Below are 15,677 nucleotides of genomic sequence, written 5' to 3'. Positions count from 1 at the left end.
CGCAGCCTTACCGATGAACAAGAAAAAGTCCGTCACCATCAGCGACATTGCCAAACGGGTCGGCATGACCACCATTACGGTGTCCCGGGCCTTGAGCAAACCCGACCTGGTCAAACCCGCCACCCTGGCGCGCATTCTGGAAGTGGCCCGCGAGCTGGACTACGTGCCCAACGCCTTCGCCCGTGGGCTCAAGCGCAGTGAAAGCCTGATCATCGGGGTCATCACCGCTTCGGTGGACAACCCGTTCTACAGCGAGATGATCAAGGCGATTTCCCGCGAGGCCAAAAAGCACGGCTACACCATCATGCTGGTGGACACCGATGAGCTGGAGGAACTCGAAAGCAAGGCGGTGGATACCCTGCTGGGCTACCGCGTGGCCGGTATCATCCTGTCGCCGGTCTCCGATGAACCGAGCTATCAACCCGACTATCTGGAGCGCCTGAGCAACGGCAAAACCCCGGTGGTGCTGCTCGATCGTACGATCCACGACAGCCCGTTCAGCCGCGTGGTGCTCGACAACTACCACAGCGGCCTGCAAGCCGCGCACTACCTGTTACGCCAAACGCCCAACCTCAAGCGCCTGCTGGTGCTGACCGGCCCCGAGCACTCGCGCATCAGCGTGGAGCGCCTCAAAGGCCTGCGGGAAGTGCTGGCCGAACACCCCGACATTCAGGTCGAGGTGCAGGCGGGCGACTACACGCTGATGCCGGCTTACCTGCATACCCTCGATTACCTGGCCGCACACTCGGCGCCGGACGCGATCATGGGTTTCAACCAGTTGATTACCCTGGGTGCCCTGCGCGCCTTGCGCATGCACAACATCGCCCATGACAGCCTGACCATCTGCGGCATCGACCGCCTGCCCTTCGCCGATATCTTTGGCGTGCCCATCGCCTGCGTGGCCCACGACGCGTCCCTGGCCGGCAGCAGCGCAGTACGCCTGCTGCTCGACCGCCTGCAAGATCCCTTCAAGCCACGGGACAAAGTGGTCATCGCGGGCCAGTTGGAGAACGGCTAGCGGCTGGTGTAGCCACCGTCCACCGGCAGGCTGACGCCACTGATCATGCTCGCCGCGTCACTGAGCAGGAACAGCACCGGCAGCGCCACTTCCGCCGGTTGCGCAAAACGCCCCAACGGAATCGCAGCCAGTGCCGGGTCGCGCTTGGCCGGGTCGGACCAGGCCATGGCCGCCATTGGCGTCAAGGTCACGGTGGGGTTGACGCTGTTGACGCGTATGCCAAAACGGCCCCACTCGGCGCATTGCACGCGAGTAATCGCATCCAGTGCAGCCTTGGAGGCGCAGTAGCTCAGGTGATCGTCCAGCGCCACCAATGACGCCTGGCTGGAGACGTTGACGATGCTACCGGCAATGTCCGCCTCGATCATCTTCGCCGCGACTCGGCTGGCCACTTGTGCAGCGGCGCGGGCGTTGACGTTCATCACCTGGTCGAAGGCGTTGGCGCTGATGGCAGCGGCGGGTTCCAGGCGTGAAATCCCGGCGCAATTGACCAGGCCGTGCAGGGGCGGCAAATCTTGCAGGGTTTTGTCGAGGGTGATGCTGTCAGCGATGTCCACGCACAGGGTGTGGCACCCCAATGCCGCCAACGCCTGGGCGTCGCGACCAAGGGCGAAGACTTCAGCGCCGCTGGCGATCAGTTGCCGGGCGATTTCGCGACCGATGCCGCTGCTGGCACCGGTGACGAGGATGCGCTGGTGAGAGAAGTCGAAGGTGGTGATCATAAATAAAGATCTCAAAACCAATGAAGATCCACTGTGGGAGCTGGCTTGCCTGCGATAGCGGTGTATCAGCACCCAATAAGGAGACTGAAACTCCGCTATCGCAGGCAAGCCAGCTCCCACAGTTTTGGATCGTGTTGAATCAGGTGGTTTGCAGGTTGTGCATAACCGGTTTCAGGGCCGGGTACAGCTTCAGGTACTCGGCAAACGCCCGGTCATAGGTCATGACATTCTCCCGCTTGGGCTGCGCCCGCAATTGCAACTGCACCCAGCCGGTGTCCATTGCCTCATCACTCACCAGCCCCACCGTATGCGCCGCCAGCAACGCCGCGCCCAGGGCCGCTTCTACCTCCTGCACGATGGTGTACACCGGGTAGCGTGTGACATCGGCGATGATCTGCATCCACAGGTCCGAATGGCTCGCCCCGCCCACCACAATCAGGCGTGGGTCCAGGGAATGCGCGCCCTGGGTGCCCGCTTCGATATTGTGGCGCAGGGCAAAACTCACGCCCTCCAGCACCGCGCGGTACAGGTGAAAGCGGCTGTGGTACAGGTTGAGCCCGACAAAACTGCCGCTGGCGCGGTCATCCCACACCGGGCTGCGTTCGCCCATCAGGTAAGGCAAAAACACCACGCCTTCGCTGCCGGCCGGAATCTTCATCGCGCTCTGCTCCAGCAGCGCCAGGCTGTCTTGCCCCGTGGCCTGGGCCTGCTGTTCTTCGGCCTGGCAGAACTGCTCGCGAAACCAGCTGACCGAGGCTCCGGCGGTGATCGCACCGCCGAAGATGTACAGGTCGCGGTGGCCGTTGTAGACATGGGGCATGCTCACCAAACCGTGGCGTGCATCCACCCGCTGGTTCAGGTAGCCCCAGCACATGCTGGTGCCGATCATCGCCACATGATTGCCCGGCTGGGTGACACCCGCCGCCAGGGTCGCCATGGCCGCGTCCACGCCCCCAGCGAGGATCGGCGTGCCCGCCTGCAGGCCCAGGCGTGCGGCCCAGTCTGCGCGTAAACCACCCACCACTTCGCCGGAATACAGCAACCGCTCGGGCATCATCGACTGCGCGATACCTAGCGCCTCCAGCATCTCGCCTGACCAGTTGCGCGCCGCCACGTCGTAGACACCACCGATATTCCCGGCGCTGCTGTGGTCCACCGCCAACTCGCCGGTCAGGCACCAGTTGATGTAGCTGTTGGGCGGCAGCAGGTAACGGGTATTGGCCCACACCTGGGGCTGGTGCTGCTTGAGCCAGAGCATTTTGGTGAAGCCGTAGTAGCTGTCCACCGAGTTGCCGGTGATGGCGAACAAGCGCTCCAGGTCCACATGTTCGCGTACCCAGGCCACCTGCTCGCCGGCGCGGCGGTCCATCCAGATCAGGCACGGGTGCAGCGGCGTCATCTGTGCATCCACGGCAATGCCTGAACCACCGTACAAACTGCTGATGCACAGCGCCTTGACCTGCGGCGCCGGCACGCCAGCCTTGGCCATGCACTGGGCCACGCAGATCTCGACGGCATCCAGCCACACCTGCGGCCACTGCTCGGCCCAGCGCACTTTCGGGGTGTCCACCCGGTAGCCGTGGCTGTGCTGGGCGATGATTGTGCCCTGGGCATCCACCAGCAGCGCCTTGGTGCTTTGGGTGCCAATGTCTACACCGATGACGTAGTCCATCTCAGAGCACCGGCTTCAACAGCACCTTGATCGACTTGGTCGAATTGGCCAGTTCAAACGCCTCGGCCCAGTCGTCCAGCGGGAAATCATGGGTGACGATGCCTTGGGAAGTGACCAGGCCGCGCTCAAACAGGTCGATGGCGATCGGGTAGCAATACGGGCCCAGGTGCGCGCCGCGCACGTCGAGTTCCTTGCGGTCGCCAATGATCGACCAGTCCACGCTGGTCTCGGCACCAAACACGCTGAACTCGACAAAGCGCCCGAGCTTGCGGATCAGGTCCAGGCCCTGGGTGACGCCGGCCGGTACGCCGGTGGTTTCGATATAGACGTCGCAGCCGTAATTCTCCGTAAGGCCGTTGATGATCTCGCGGGCGTTGTCACGGGCGGGGTTGATCACCACGTCGGCGCCGAATTTTTTCGCCAGCTCCAGGCGCTCGTCGACCATGTCGATCACCACCAGTTTTTTCGGGGTCTTCAGCGCGGCGACCTGGACCATGCACAGGCCCAGGGTGCCCGCGCCGGCAATCACCACTACGTCGTCGAGCTGGATATCGCCACGGTTGACGGTGTGGATCGAACAGGCCATTGGCTCCACCAGCGCCGAGTCTTCCAGGGACACCGACTCGGGAATCTTGTGCACGATAGCGGTCTTGGGAATGCGCATGTACTGGGCCATGCCGCCTTCGGCCACTTCGCGCTGGAAGCCGAAGATGTTGTGCACTTCGCACATCCAGTATTTACCCGACTTGCAGAAGCGGCACTTGCCACACGGCACGATCTGTTCGGCGATGACCTTGTCACCCACCTTGACCTCAAAGTGCTCCTCGGCGCCCTCGCCGGCTTCGACCACGTAGCCGAAAAATTCATGGCCCGGTACTACCGGTGCCTTGACCCAGGGGTTGTCGCCGCCCCAGAACATCGCCGCGCCCGAGTGGCACTTGCAGTCACTGGCGCAGATGCCGCAGGCGGCGATGCGGATCACCAGTTCATTGGCACGCGCCTGGGGTTTGCCGATGCGCTCCAGGCGGTAGTCTTTCGGGCCGTGGCAGACGACGGCTTGCATGTGAGTGTGCTTGTCCATGGTGTTCGGTCCTGTGTGGTGAGGTATTAACGATGGCGCTGACGGCTGATAAAAATCGCCAGCAAAATGATCCCGCCCTTGATCACGCTCTGCACGTAGGGCGACACGCCAAGCATGTTCAAACCGTTGTTCAACACGCCCAGCAGCATGGCGCCGAGCAAGGTGCCGATGATCACCCCGCGCCCGCCGGCAATCGACGCGCCGCCCAGTACCACGGCGGCAATCGCATCCAGCTCGAACGACACGCCGGCATTCGGCTGGCCGCTCATCAGGCGCGAGGTAAGCACCAGCCCGGCAATCGCGGCGGTGAAGCCGCTGATGCCGTACACCAGCAGCTTGAAGCGCGCCGCACGCACCCCGGACAAGCGCACCGCTTCTTCATTGCCGCCGATGGCGTAGATGTAGCGACCGATACGCGTGTGCTGCAGCAGCACATAGGCCGCCAGGTAAGTGATCAGCATGATCAGGATCGGCACCTGCAGGCCAAACACACTGGCGCGACCGAAAAAAGCGAACCACTCCGGCAACCCGGAAATCGGGTAGCCGTCGGTGTACATCAGCCCGAACCCACGGGCGATGCCCATGGTCGCCAGGGTGACGATGATCGGCGGCATGTGCAGGTACGCCACAAACAGCCCGTTACCGATGCCGAAGGCCACGCCCACCAGCAGCCCGACGCCAATCGCCAGGCCCGGCGGCAACCCGGCGACCATCAGCCCGGCAGTCAAGGTGCCGGACAACGCCATCACTGGCCCCACCGACAAGTCGATGCCACCGGTGAGAATCACGCAGGTCATGCCCACCGCGATGATTGCGTTGATCGACACCTGGCGGGCGATGTTGGAGAGGTTGCTGGCGGTAAGGAAGGTGTCGCTGGCGAGGATCATCACCAGGGTCACCACCACCAGCCCGACAAAGGGATAAAACGCGGGCGAGCGCAGCAGCCGCGCCAGGTTCAGGCGCAACCGGCCGGTGCCAGCGGTGTTAATGGACGTATTCACTTGAGCCCCCTGTTGCATGGCGCATGACCTCTTGAGGATTGACGGCGGACGCTTCCAGTACCTTGACGATGGCGCCCTTGTGGAACACGGCGACGCGGTCGCACATGCCGATGACTTCGGGCAGCTCGGAGGAAATCATGATGATCGCGTAGCCCTGTTCGGTGAGGCTGCGCATCAACGCGTAGATCTGCGCCTTGGCACCGACGTCGATGCCGCGCGTGGGTTCGTCGAACACCAGCACGTCGCAGTGGTGGTTGATCCAGCGGGCGATCACGACTTTTTGCTGGTTGCCGCCGCTGAGGTTCACCACAAGGCTTTCGCCGCTGGGCGCCTTGATCGACAGCTGGCGCATCAGCGCGTCGACGCTGGCGCATTCCTTGGCCTTGTCGATCAGGCCCGAGGCGTTCTGATATTTGGGCAAATTGTTCAGCGAGATATTTTCGCGAATGCTGAAGGCGGTGATCAGCCCTTCGCTCTTACGGCTTTCCGGCAGCAGGCCAATGCCGTGGGCCAGGGCTTGGGCCGGGTCGTCGAGGCTGACTTTTTCCCCGCGCAGCCATACATCCTTGCTCACCGTGGGCAGCGCGCCCATCATGCCCAAGGCCAGCTCGGTGCGGCCCGAACCCACCAGGCCGGCGAAGCCGAGAATCTCGCCTTTGTGCAAATTGAAACGGTTGCGGGGGCCATTGCGCACCAGCTGGATGTCCTTGACCTCCAGCAACAACGGGCCGCGCTCGCTGCTGGGCTTAGGTGGAAAACTGCATTCCAGGCGGCGGCCAACCATCATCTCGACCAGGTGATCGATATCGCTGTCGGCCACCTCGGTGACGCCTGCATTGCCGCCGTCGCGCAGCACACTGATGCGGTCGCAGACCTGGAAAATCTCTTCCAGATGGTGCGAGATAAAAATCACGGCCACGCCCTGGCGCTTGAGCTCGCGCATGATCTCAAACAGCAACTCGGCCTCACTGGGGGTCAGCGTCGCGGTCGGCTCATCGAGCACCAGCAGGCGTGCGTCCAGGGCCAGGGCCTTGGCGATTTCGACAAACTGCTGCTCGGCCACGCTCAGGTGCTTGACCGCGCAGTGCAGGTCGATGCTGACCCCGAGGCGCTCGAACAACGCCTGCGCGGCCTCGGCCATTTCGCGCTTGCGCAGCAGGCCGAAGCGGTTGCTCAGCTCATGGCCGAGGAAGATATTTTCTACCGCCGTGAGGTAGGGAATCAGGCTGAACTCCTGGAACACGATGCCAATCCCGGCGGCAATCGCATCCCGATAGGTCGCAAATTTCCGGGCCTGCCCGTCGATAAGGATCTGCCCTTCGTCCTGATGCTCGACACCGCCCAGAATCTTCATCAGGGTGGATTTGCCCGCGCCATTTTCCCCGAGCAACGCGTGGATTTCTCCGCGCTCCACTTGCAGGTTGATGGCCTTGAGGGCCTGTACCCCCGGGTAACGCTTACAGATGTTTTCCAGCTTCAGAAGACTGCTCATACCGCCGACCTCGCACTCAGAAGGAAGACCTGGGCCCCACGCATTGCGTGGGGCCTGGGGGATTTACCAGCTGAAGTCCTTGGCCTTGGCCTGGTCGATCAAGGTGATGTCCACCGGCACGCTGGCCGGTACCTGGGCGCCCCACTTCTTGGCCAGGGCAATACCTAAGGCCAGGCGGATCTGATCGCGGGGGTATTGGGCCGAGGTGGCGATGAAATGGCTGCCGGGTTTCTGGATCGCCTTGATCGCTTCCGGCGCGCCGTCGACGCTGACCAGTTTCACGTCCATGCCGCTGGCTTCGATGGCCGAGAGTGCGCCGAGGGAGCCATTGTCATTCACGCTGAAAATGCCCTTGAGGGTGGGCTGGGCCTGCAACATGTTTTCGGTGACGGTCAGGGCCTGGTCACGCTCCTGTTTGCCGTTCTGGATGCTGACAATCTTGATATCCGGGTGCTTGGCCACCGCCTCTTTGCAGCCGCGCACACGTTCGAGGATCGGCACCACGGCGATGCCGTCGAGGATGGCGATATTGCCTTTGTCACCGATGGTTTTAGCCAGGTACTCACAGGCCTGGAAACCGGCGTCGAAGTTCTTCGAGCCGACGAACGAATCCAACGGGCCATCTGCCTGGGCATCCACCGCCACCACTACGACGCCGGCAGCATGGGCCGACTTGACGGCCGATTGCACGCCGACCGAATCAGTGGGGTTGATTAGCAGAATATCGATGCCTTTTTGCAGCATGTCTTCAACGTCACTGACCTGCTTGGATACGTCGTGGCGGGCGTCGGTGATGATCAGCTTGGCACCGATGGTCGCGCCGGCCTCTTCCAGTGCGTTTTTCATGGTGACGAAATAAGGGTTGTTGATTTCCTGGAACGAGGCGCCGATGCGGATGGGCTTGGCAGCGTCGGCGAACGCGGGGCTCGCGCTGCCCAGGGTGATGCTGGCAGCCAGTAAACACAGGGTTTTGGGGAGCATTTTCATGGCGTGGGTCTCTGTTTTGTTTTTATTTTTAGAGCAAATGTTATCGTTAACATTTTGCCAAAAGCTAACAAGTAAATCGGACCTGTGCAAGCCTCCACTGGTCGGTCTCGGGCAAAAATGCGGGCGCGGACGTGCCCTGTTGTAGGAGCGAGCTTGCTCGCGAAAAACTCACAGGCGCCGCGTTTATTCAGGAAGCCCGCGTTATCGTTGATATTTTTCGCGAGCAAGCTCGCTCCTACAGGGGGCAAGAGTTGCCAGTAAAAACTCGCACATCCGCCCATGGCAACTAAGCTCAGCCTCAAATAAAAACACAGCGAGCAGCCAGCCATGCCCCATCCCACCGAGACCTTTCGCGCCCGTTACCGCGCAAGCGTCAACCCGCGTTACAACCCCTGGCTGCACGCCGCATTCGTGCTTGTCTACGGCATCGCCTGCATCACGCTGGCCTGGTCGTCCACCGCCGATATCACCGCCCTGCAGTGGCTGACCGTGCCCCTGACCCTACTGTTCTTCAACCTGTGCATCTACCTCGTGCACCGCCACCTGGGCCATCACAAACATGCATTCGCCCGGCTGTTCTACGCACGCCACACTGGCGATCACCATAGTTTCTTCACCCCTGATCACATGACCTACGACAGCCCCCGGGACTGGCGCGTTATCCTGTTTCCGGCCTGGCTGATCGTGCTGCACAGCCTGGCCATCACCCTCCCCGCCTGGTGGCTGCTCAGCCAACTGAGCGCCAACGTTGCCGGGTTGTTTGCAGGCTGCATGATCCTCGGTTACCTGCTCTACGAAGTCTTCCATGCCTGCGAACACCTGCCTGCCGAACATCCGGTGGCACGCCTGCCGTGGATTCGCCAGATGCACCGCCTGCATGCCTTGCACCACCGTCGTGAGCTGATGCAGGGGCGTAATTTCAATATCGTGCTGCCGTTGATGGACTATCTGTTTGGCACTTTGCATTGGGAACCCACGGAAAAAAAAAGGGGCAGTCCAACTGGACTGCCCCCCGCTTCACACACATAGATCAATCATCGCACGATGGTCTGGCTGCAGATGTGGCCGAGGCTGACGTATTGGACGTTATTGCCACCCACGCCCACACCTGGGAACTCCCTGAGTTCGATGCGCCAGCCGCCCTCGTTGAACCAGGTTTCCCAGTTGTAGGTCTGGCCCGAGGCGCTGTCCGGGTAGCGCACTTTGTAGTCGCCAGAGCAGGTGCCCAGCGCGACATTCCCCGAGGCTGCGCCGGTGATGCCGGTCTTGGCCTCATAGTCGACCCAGTTGTAAGTGCCGCCAAAATGCTTGTCGACCCGCAGCACAGGGGTGACGCCGCGCAGGGGTTCGCCGGTGCTGTCTGACCACTGGGTGCTCCAGCTCAGATTGCGGGCCGCCTGGGTGGCCAGTTGGAAGATCGAGCTGGGGATGCGCACCACGTTATCGCCGTTCACATTGTGCTGGTTCAGGCGTGGCGCCGAGCCGAGGGTCAGCTTGTATTGAGCCTGAGGGTTCAATGCCACCGCCGGGTTAGCCCGTACACGCACCTTGACCGTGTAGCCTGGCGTCAGGTTGGGATAGGTGGAGGTGGAGCCCTGCGGGACTTCCACCCACTGGGTGCCATCGAACCGTTCGAAGATCCACTGGTTACGCGTGCCCGCACCGTCATCGCCCAGGAACATGCCCACACCTTGGCCACGCAACGAGACGAAGGAGAAGTAATCCACGTCATTGACGCTGTCGAGGTTACCGGTCACCTGGTTCAAGGCATCCGGCAGCGCGAACGCGGCTTGCTCGGTGTCGTTAGGCTCGTAGGCATCCACATTGCTGTCCACCGCCACACCAAAACTGAACTGCGAGTTGCTCGCGGCATTGGCCACCATGAACCAGTAGTAGTCACCGGCCGGCAACACGCCGTTGAGGTATTCATCGGCACTGCCGGGGTTATCCGAGGTGCCCAGCGGCGTCAGGTTGCCTTGGCCGTCGTCATGGAACAGCGTCAACGACATATCCGTGCCGGCACTCTGGTTCAGCAGCTGTACCTGGATTCGCGCGTTTTTCGGCAGGTTGAAGTGGTAAGCGATTTGCGCGCCGGTCTCCACACCGGTGAGGGTGTAAAGCGTATTGATATCCAGGGTGGGAAACAACGGCGTGAAGGCTGCAACCGCGGCCTGTTTCATGTGCGCCGAGTCAGGTTTTTCCAGCTGGCCAACCGGGGAGTCAATCGCCACATTACCGACGGCCGCCTTGCTTTTTTTGACGACGTTGGACTGCCCGGCCTTGGCATCATTGAGCTTTTGCTTGAGCTCGCCCGAGACGCTGGCCTTTTCCAGCGTGCCGCCAGGTTTCAATGCTTTGTCCACGGCCTGCTTGACCGCCTGCGCGCTGAGTTTTGCCGGGTTTTGCTCGGCCAGGGCAAAGGCCGAAACGAAGCAAGAGGCCGCCATGGCCGCGCCCAGAATGAAGGCTTTTTTCGATTTCATTTTTTATCCATCCATAGTTAAAAAATTGAAGCTCAGGTAACCGGTGACATCCGGTCACCTGGGATGGACTGTAGGACAAGACTGTATGCATGTACAGTATTTTTTAAAAAATGTGAGCCCTGAAATGCAGGTTCAGGAAGCGAGAGCACCTCTAAAGCCAGGTACACCAATAGCCCCAACTGATCGCCCAAATCATCGCGAGCCGATAGGGCCATACAGCCCAACGCTTGAGCGCTGGCGGAATGACGGCTAACTCTGCCTCGGTCATGTAACCTTCTTTGACGGAGCGTTCTGGCGCGCGGAGGATATCAATCATGAGACACATGCGATGAAACCTGACGAACCGCTGGTTTCGTCCCCAGCGTTGCTGATATTTACGCACCTGCACGTTTTCAATGAAGTAACCTTCCAACGCCTCGAGTTTTGTTCGTTCGACAAAAAGTATCAGTCCTAAAACCACAAACGTCCCGATGATCATCACAGCGGTATAGGCGACAAAAAAATCCACGCTTAAGCCCCCTCTGGCTGGAATCCCAACAAGCGCTGCAGCAGGTCATAGTCATCGATCACTGCAGCACCAGCCGAGGCATCCTGTGCCAGCCTGCGGCATCTCTTCGACATAACGCATCAACCAGGCTTCTTCGGCATTGCAAGTCACGCTGTAGTTGTCAGGAATAAGCACCAAATGTCCCGGCGTCACCAGCCCATGGCGCAGGTGCCGATTCAACACATCGAAATGGTCAGAACGCTGCAGACTCAACGCACCACTCATCAGCCGGGATTTCAAACTGAGGTAGTCCGTGGTGCGGTCGTTGACGTATGCCTGCGCCATGCCTTACATCTCGAATGCCATGAAGATGGCATCGAAATATAAGCAAACACCTACAGCCCGAACACAAGCAGGCGGAGGTCAAAAAGTACGTTTGGGAAGTTGCCTACACAGCAAAAGATGAACGCCTACAGAAAGCGCCCCTAATACCCCGTCATCTCCAAATACCCCACCCCACCCTCAAACCGCACCGGCCCTTCCCAGTACGGAATACCCAGGTCCATCCACGCCTTCGGGTTGACGGCCTCGGTGGTGATATCCAGCTGTTTACCGGGAATTTTCAGCGACCAGCGTGTGGGAATGTTGCGCCCGTCAATGGTCGTGGTGGTCAGCGGCGTGAGTTGGATGTCGCTGTTGTGCAAGGTCTCGGTGTGGCCCTGGGCGTCGATCCAGGTGCCGGTGAGGTAACCGTTGCTGTCTTTCTCCCGCACGCGAAACAGCATCAGTTGCGCGCCGCGGTCCAGGTGCAGGGAGAACCAATCCCAGCCGGTCTGGCTGGCGGCCAGGGGTTGGCTGCTCCATTCGCGGTCGAGCCAGGCCGGGCCGCTGACTTGGTAGGTGTGGCCGTCGAGGCTGACGCTGCCACTGGCGGTGAAAAACGGTTGGCTGTAGTAGTACGACGCCTGGCCCTGGTCGGATTTGCGGCTGTAGCCGCCATCGCCTTGCAGTACCAATGGACGGCTGGAGGTGAGGTGCAGGTCGTAGGCAAATTGCGCGCCGCTGGCCTTGAGTTGCATGTCGGCCAGGGGGCTGGCGGCGCCGGGGCGGGTGGCGAAGTTCCAGTCGTCGATCCAGGCGTTGAACGGCTCTGCCTGAGCCCCAGCCTGGCCGACGCCACCCCGGGCCAGGCGTTCGGCGGCGTAGTGGCGGGTGGCCGAGGTGACGGCGGCGTGGCCGAGCCACACGGTTGAGTCGCGCCATCCAGGTTCAACAGGGCCGGCCTTCAACGCGTTGCGAAACAGCGTCCATTGCACGCCGAAGACATTGCCCTGGGCGTCCTTGAGGTTGGCGGTGACGTACCACCATTCGATACGAAAGCCGTCGTGGGGCCCGTGGTCCTCGGGAAAACTGAAGACTTTGCCGGGCACTACCTGGGCAAAGTCCGCCGCATCGCTGCCCAGCCCGGCGAAACTGTCCTCGGGTGCGGGCGCCTGGTCGCACCCGCTCAGCAGTAACCAGGCGATGCACGCCAGTGCCTTAATCTTCATGGGCGAACGTCCTCAACAAATCCGCCGGGCGGCTGCGGTACAGCTGCCATAACGGCCAGGCCGACGCGAGCAAGGTGGCGAGCATCGCCAGCCCCAGCAATTGCGCAAGCTGGCCGGGGAATACCTGCAGCGGCAGGCGCCAGCCGAAAGCCTGCACGTTGATCACCGCATCCAGGCACCACGCCAGCAACAGCCCCAGCGGCAACGCCAGGATCAACGTGAGCACCGCCAGCAGCCAGGTCTGGCCGAGGTTGAGCAGCATCAGTTGGCGGCGCGTCACGCCCAGCGCCCACAACGGCGCGAGCTGGCCGAGACGGCTTTGGCTCTGGGTCAGCAGGCTGATGAACAACGCCACCCCGGCGACGCCAAGGGTCAGGCTGTTCAACGCTGCGGTGGCGGCGAAGGTGCGTTCGAAGACCTGGCTGGACCAACCCTTGAGTTGCTGTTGGTCGACGATGCGGCTGTCTTCCAGGGCGAACTCACGCTGCACTTCACGTATCAGCGGCGGCACGTCGGCGGGCGCCACCCGCAGGTTGAAGCGTGCCGGTGAGAGCGTCGGCCAATGCGCCAACAGGTGCTGGGCATTGACCAGCAGATGGCCCTTGGGGTTGCCGTAGTCGGCGTAGATGCCGACGATCTTCGGCGCCCAGGTGCCCTGTGGAGTGGGGATGGAAACCGTGTCGCCCAGTTGCACCTTCAGGCGTCGCGCCAGTTGTTCGCTGAGCATCAGGCTGTCGTCTTGCAGCAAGCGATCCCAAGGCGCGTCCGCCGCCTCCAGCAGCGGCCAGTGTTGACGATAAGTGGGGTTGTCGACCACACCGAACACCTCCGCAGGCCAGCCTTGCAGTTGCACCGATACCTGCCAGGCGGGCAATACGGCCTGCACCAGGGGCTGGCGACTCAACCATGCTTTGAGTTGCTCGGCCTGCTGCGGATTTTGCGGGTTGAGGTACAGCTCGGCGGTGAGACGCTGCTCCAGCCAATGGGTGAAGGTCTGGCGAAAGCCCGAGGTCATGGAACCGGCACCGATATTCGCCGCCAGGGCCAACAGCAACGCCATCAGCGCCAGGCTCAAGGCCGGCAGTTGTTGGCGGCAATCGGCCAGGAACCACTGGCCCAGCACCGAGCGACTGCGCCCCAGCACCGCTTTCAATAACCCGTTGAGCAGCACCGGTAACGCCAATGCCGCGCCCAACAGCAAGGCCGCCATCAGCACAAACCCGGCGGCCAGGCTATCGCCCAGCCACAGTGCCAGCAACGCGATCAGCAAGGCGGCGGACGCCACCCAGCCCTGGCGCCGCAGCCAGCGCCCATGGGCTTGATGCCAGGCCTGGGCGTTGGCCAGCGCCAGTAACGGCAAACGCGCCGCGCGCCACAGGCTGCTGGCCCCGGCGAGCAACGCGCCGAGCAGGCTCACGCCCAGGCCGGCCAGCCACCACCAGGGGCTCAAGTTCAATTGGCCGGCGACTTCGGCGCCGTACAGGCCGCGCAAACTGGCGGCGACATCCGGCAGTAACAGGCTGGCCAGCAAGTAACCGCTGGCGATACCGAGCACACCGCTCAGCACCGCCAAAGCGCCCAATTCGACGCCCAGACTCAAGATCAACAGGCGTGCGCTGACCCCACAGGCGCGCAAGGTTCGCAGCAGGCCACGGCGCTGTTCCAGGGCCAGGCCGATGGCCGCATGCACAATAAACAGCCCCACCACAAAGGATAAAAAGCCTACCGCATCCAGGTTCAGGTGAAAGCTTTCGGTCAGGCGTGAAAGGTTATTGTCTTCGCCCTGCTTGAGTTGCAACGCAGCGGGTGGCGGGGGATGGCGGGCGGCGAAGGTGTTGTCCACCAGTAAGCGCGACAGGCGCCCAGGCATGTTGAGCAGAGGTTGGGCAAAACTGATATCGGTCAGCAGCAGACCGGGCGCCATATCGGCCTGTACCTGCAACGGTGGCAGGCGCTGCCCGGTGGACGTCAGCGGCTGCTCGCCCGCCTGCAACCCCAGCGCCTCTAACGTTTGCGCAGCGACCCAGGTACGCCCCGGCGGCTCGAAAAACGCCAGCATCTGCGCCTGGCTCAAGCGTTGCCCTGCCACGCTGCCGCTGCCGGGCAACGACACCGGCTCGATGCCCATCAATTGCAGGCGCTGTTGCTCACGCCCCAGGAGCACCACCCGCCCCTGCACCACCGGGGAGACCGGCCAACCGGCGCGGCGCAACTCGGCAAACAGTGCTTGGGGGAAACTGGCGGCGTCCGGCGCAACCAGGCTGGCTTGGGGTTCACCACCGATCAGTTGGCTGGCGCGTGCGTAGCTGTCCCGCGCCTGGCTGTTGAGGGCCTGCACGCCGGTGAGGAGCGCGGTGGCCAGCCACAGGCCGGTGAGCACGCTGAAAAATTGCACCGGGTGACGCCGCCAGTGGCTCAGCAATGCGCGCAGCGTCCAGTAAAACAGCGCCATCTCAGCGAGCGTCCATCGACACGACACGCCCACGATGCAGCACCACCTGCCGGTCAAGCCGTGCAGCCAGGCGCGGGCTGTGGGTGACCATCAGCAGGCTGGTGGGGCTGTCCCGCAGCAGATCCAGCAGCAGTTGCAGCACTTCATCGCTGGTGGCTTCGTCGAGGTTGCCGGTGGGCTCGTCGGCCAACAACAAACCCGGCCGCGAGGCCAGCGCCCGCCCGACCGCAACCCGTTGCTGCTGGCCACCGGAGAGTTGTTCGGGGTAACGCCGCAGCAAGTCGCCCAGCCCCAGGCGCTCCACCAATTGCGCTTGCCAGTGCGGGTCAAAACGCCCCGCCAGCCGCGCTTGGAACGCCAGGTTGTCTTCCACGCGCAAGCTGCCGATCAGGTTGAACTGTTGGAAAACCAAGCCGATTTGCGTACGGCGCCAATGGGCCAGTTGCCCCTCGTTGAGTTGGTCGAGGCGCTGCTCGCCGATGCGGATGCTGCCGCCGTCCACTCGATCCAGCCCGGCCACCAGGTGCAGCAAGGTGCTTTTGCCGCTGCCCGATTCACCCATCAGCGCCAGGCTGCTGCGCTCGCCCAGGTGCAGGTCGACGCCGGCCAGGACGGCCAGCGGACCTTGCGGGGTCGCGTAGTTTTTTACAACACCTTGCACCTGCAACATAAGAACGCTCATCTGAAGGACCCGCAATGAGAATAACGGCTGACGCTCCTGCCCACGCAAAT

General features: G+C 62.2%; 14 protein-coding genes. 2 read left to right on the top strand and 12 right to left on the bottom strand.

What is annotated here, in order from left to right:
- The first annotated feature begins 13 nt into the window (after positions 1–13).
- Positions 14–1,018, top strand: coding sequence for a LacI family DNA-binding transcriptional regulator (locus CRN80_RS20380; RefSeq protein WP_098950909.1), 1,005 nt, complete (start codon positions 14–16; stop codon positions 1,016–1,018).
- Here the strand turns inward: CRN80_RS20380 and CRN80_RS20375 are convergent.
- The 6 genes from CRN80_RS20375 to CRN80_RS20350 form a co-directional block, all read right to left on the bottom strand.
- Positions 1,015–1,740 (bottom strand): SDR family oxidoreductase, encoded by a 726-nt coding sequence (locus CRN80_RS20375; protein ID WP_098950908.1) that lies wholly within the window; start codon positions 1,738–1,740, stop codon positions 1,015–1,017. The genes CRN80_RS20380 and CRN80_RS20375 overlap by 4 nt on opposite strands.
- 139 nt (positions 1,741–1,879) lie before the next feature.
- Complete coding sequence (locus CRN80_RS20370) at positions 1,880–3,412, bottom strand: FGGY-family carbohydrate kinase (protein ID WP_098950907.1); 1,533 nt, start codon at positions 3,410–3,412, stop codon at positions 1,880–1,882.
- Position 3,413: 1 nt separating this feature from the next.
- The gene (locus CRN80_RS20365) at positions 3,414–4,493 is read right to left on the bottom strand and encodes an erythritol/L-threitol dehydrogenase (RefSeq protein WP_003192355.1); all 1,080 of its coding nucleotides are present in this window, start codon (positions 4,491–4,493) and stop codon (positions 3,414–3,416) included.
- Between the two features lie 26 nt (positions 4,494–4,519).
- The gene (locus tag CRN80_RS20360) at positions 4,520–5,512 is read right to left on the bottom strand and encodes an ABC transporter permease (protein WP_014719047.1); all 993 of its coding nucleotides are present in this window, start codon (positions 5,510–5,512) and stop codon (positions 4,520–4,522) included.
- Entirely contained in the window at positions 5,478–6,986 is a 1,509-nt protein-coding gene (locus CRN80_RS20355) for a sugar ABC transporter ATP-binding protein (RefSeq protein ID WP_098950906.1), read from the bottom strand. The genes CRN80_RS20360 and CRN80_RS20355 overlap by 35 nt, the downstream gene beginning before the upstream one ends.
- Before the next feature lie 63 nt (positions 6,987–7,049).
- The gene (locus CRN80_RS20350) at positions 7,050–7,973 is read right to left on the bottom strand and encodes a substrate-binding domain-containing protein (protein ID WP_032896420.1); all 924 of its coding nucleotides are present in this window, start codon (positions 7,971–7,973) and stop codon (positions 7,050–7,052) included.
- Between the two features lie 327 nt (positions 7,974–8,300).
- Between CRN80_RS20350 and CRN80_RS20340 the strand changes: the two genes are divergently transcribed.
- On the top strand, positions 8,301–9,002 hold the full coding sequence (locus CRN80_RS20340; RefSeq protein ID WP_098950904.1) for a sterol desaturase family protein: 702 nt from the start codon (positions 8,301–8,303) through the stop codon (positions 9,000–9,002).
- A gap of 5 nt (positions 9,003–9,007) precedes the next feature.
- Here the strand turns inward: CRN80_RS20340 and CRN80_RS20335 are convergent, their stop codons facing one another.
- From CRN80_RS20335 to CRN80_RS20310, 6 genes are all read right to left on the bottom strand, one after another.
- Complete coding sequence (locus CRN80_RS20335) at positions 9,008–10,456, bottom strand: hypothetical protein (protein WP_098950903.1); 1,449 nt, start codon at positions 10,454–10,456, stop codon at positions 9,008–9,010.
- Between the two features lie 151 nt (positions 10,457–10,607).
- On the bottom strand, positions 10,608–10,964 hold the full coding sequence (locus CRN80_RS20330; protein ID WP_047711231.1) for a hypothetical protein: 357 nt from the start codon (positions 10,962–10,964) through the stop codon (positions 10,608–10,610).
- A gap of 51 nt (positions 10,965–11,015) precedes the next feature.
- On the bottom strand, positions 11,016–11,288 hold the full coding sequence (locus tag CRN80_RS20325; protein WP_032896409.1) for a hypothetical protein: 273 nt from the start codon (positions 11,286–11,288) through the stop codon (positions 11,016–11,018).
- 140 nt (positions 11,289–11,428) lie between these two features.
- Positions 11,429–12,493, bottom strand: coding sequence for a lipocalin-like domain-containing protein (locus tag CRN80_RS20320; RefSeq protein ID WP_032896407.1), 1,065 nt, complete (start codon positions 12,491–12,493; stop codon positions 11,429–11,431).
- Positions 12,483–14,945 carry an ABC transporter permease gene (locus CRN80_RS20315; protein ID WP_098950902.1) on the bottom strand — a complete coding sequence of 821 codons (2,463 nt, stop codon included), beginning with the start codon at positions 14,943–14,945 and terminating at the stop codon, positions 12,483–12,485. The genes CRN80_RS20320 and CRN80_RS20315 overlap by 11 nt, the downstream gene beginning before the upstream one ends.
- Position 14,946: 1 nt before the next feature.
- On the bottom strand, positions 14,947–15,615 hold the full coding sequence (locus CRN80_RS20310) for an ABC transporter ATP-binding protein (RefSeq protein ID WP_098950901.1): 669 nt from the start codon (positions 15,613–15,615) through the stop codon (positions 14,947–14,949).
- Positions 15,616–15,677: the final 62 nt, after the last annotated feature.

This window comes from Pseudomonas sp. FDAARGOS_380, from assembly GCF_002591235.1.
Taxonomy (GTDB): Bacteria; Pseudomonadota; Gammaproteobacteria; order Pseudomonadales; family Pseudomonadaceae; genus Aquipseudomonas; species Aquipseudomonas salmasensis.
Note: the sequence above shows the minus strand (reverse complement) of the source record. Positions and strands in the feature narration are given on the sequence as shown.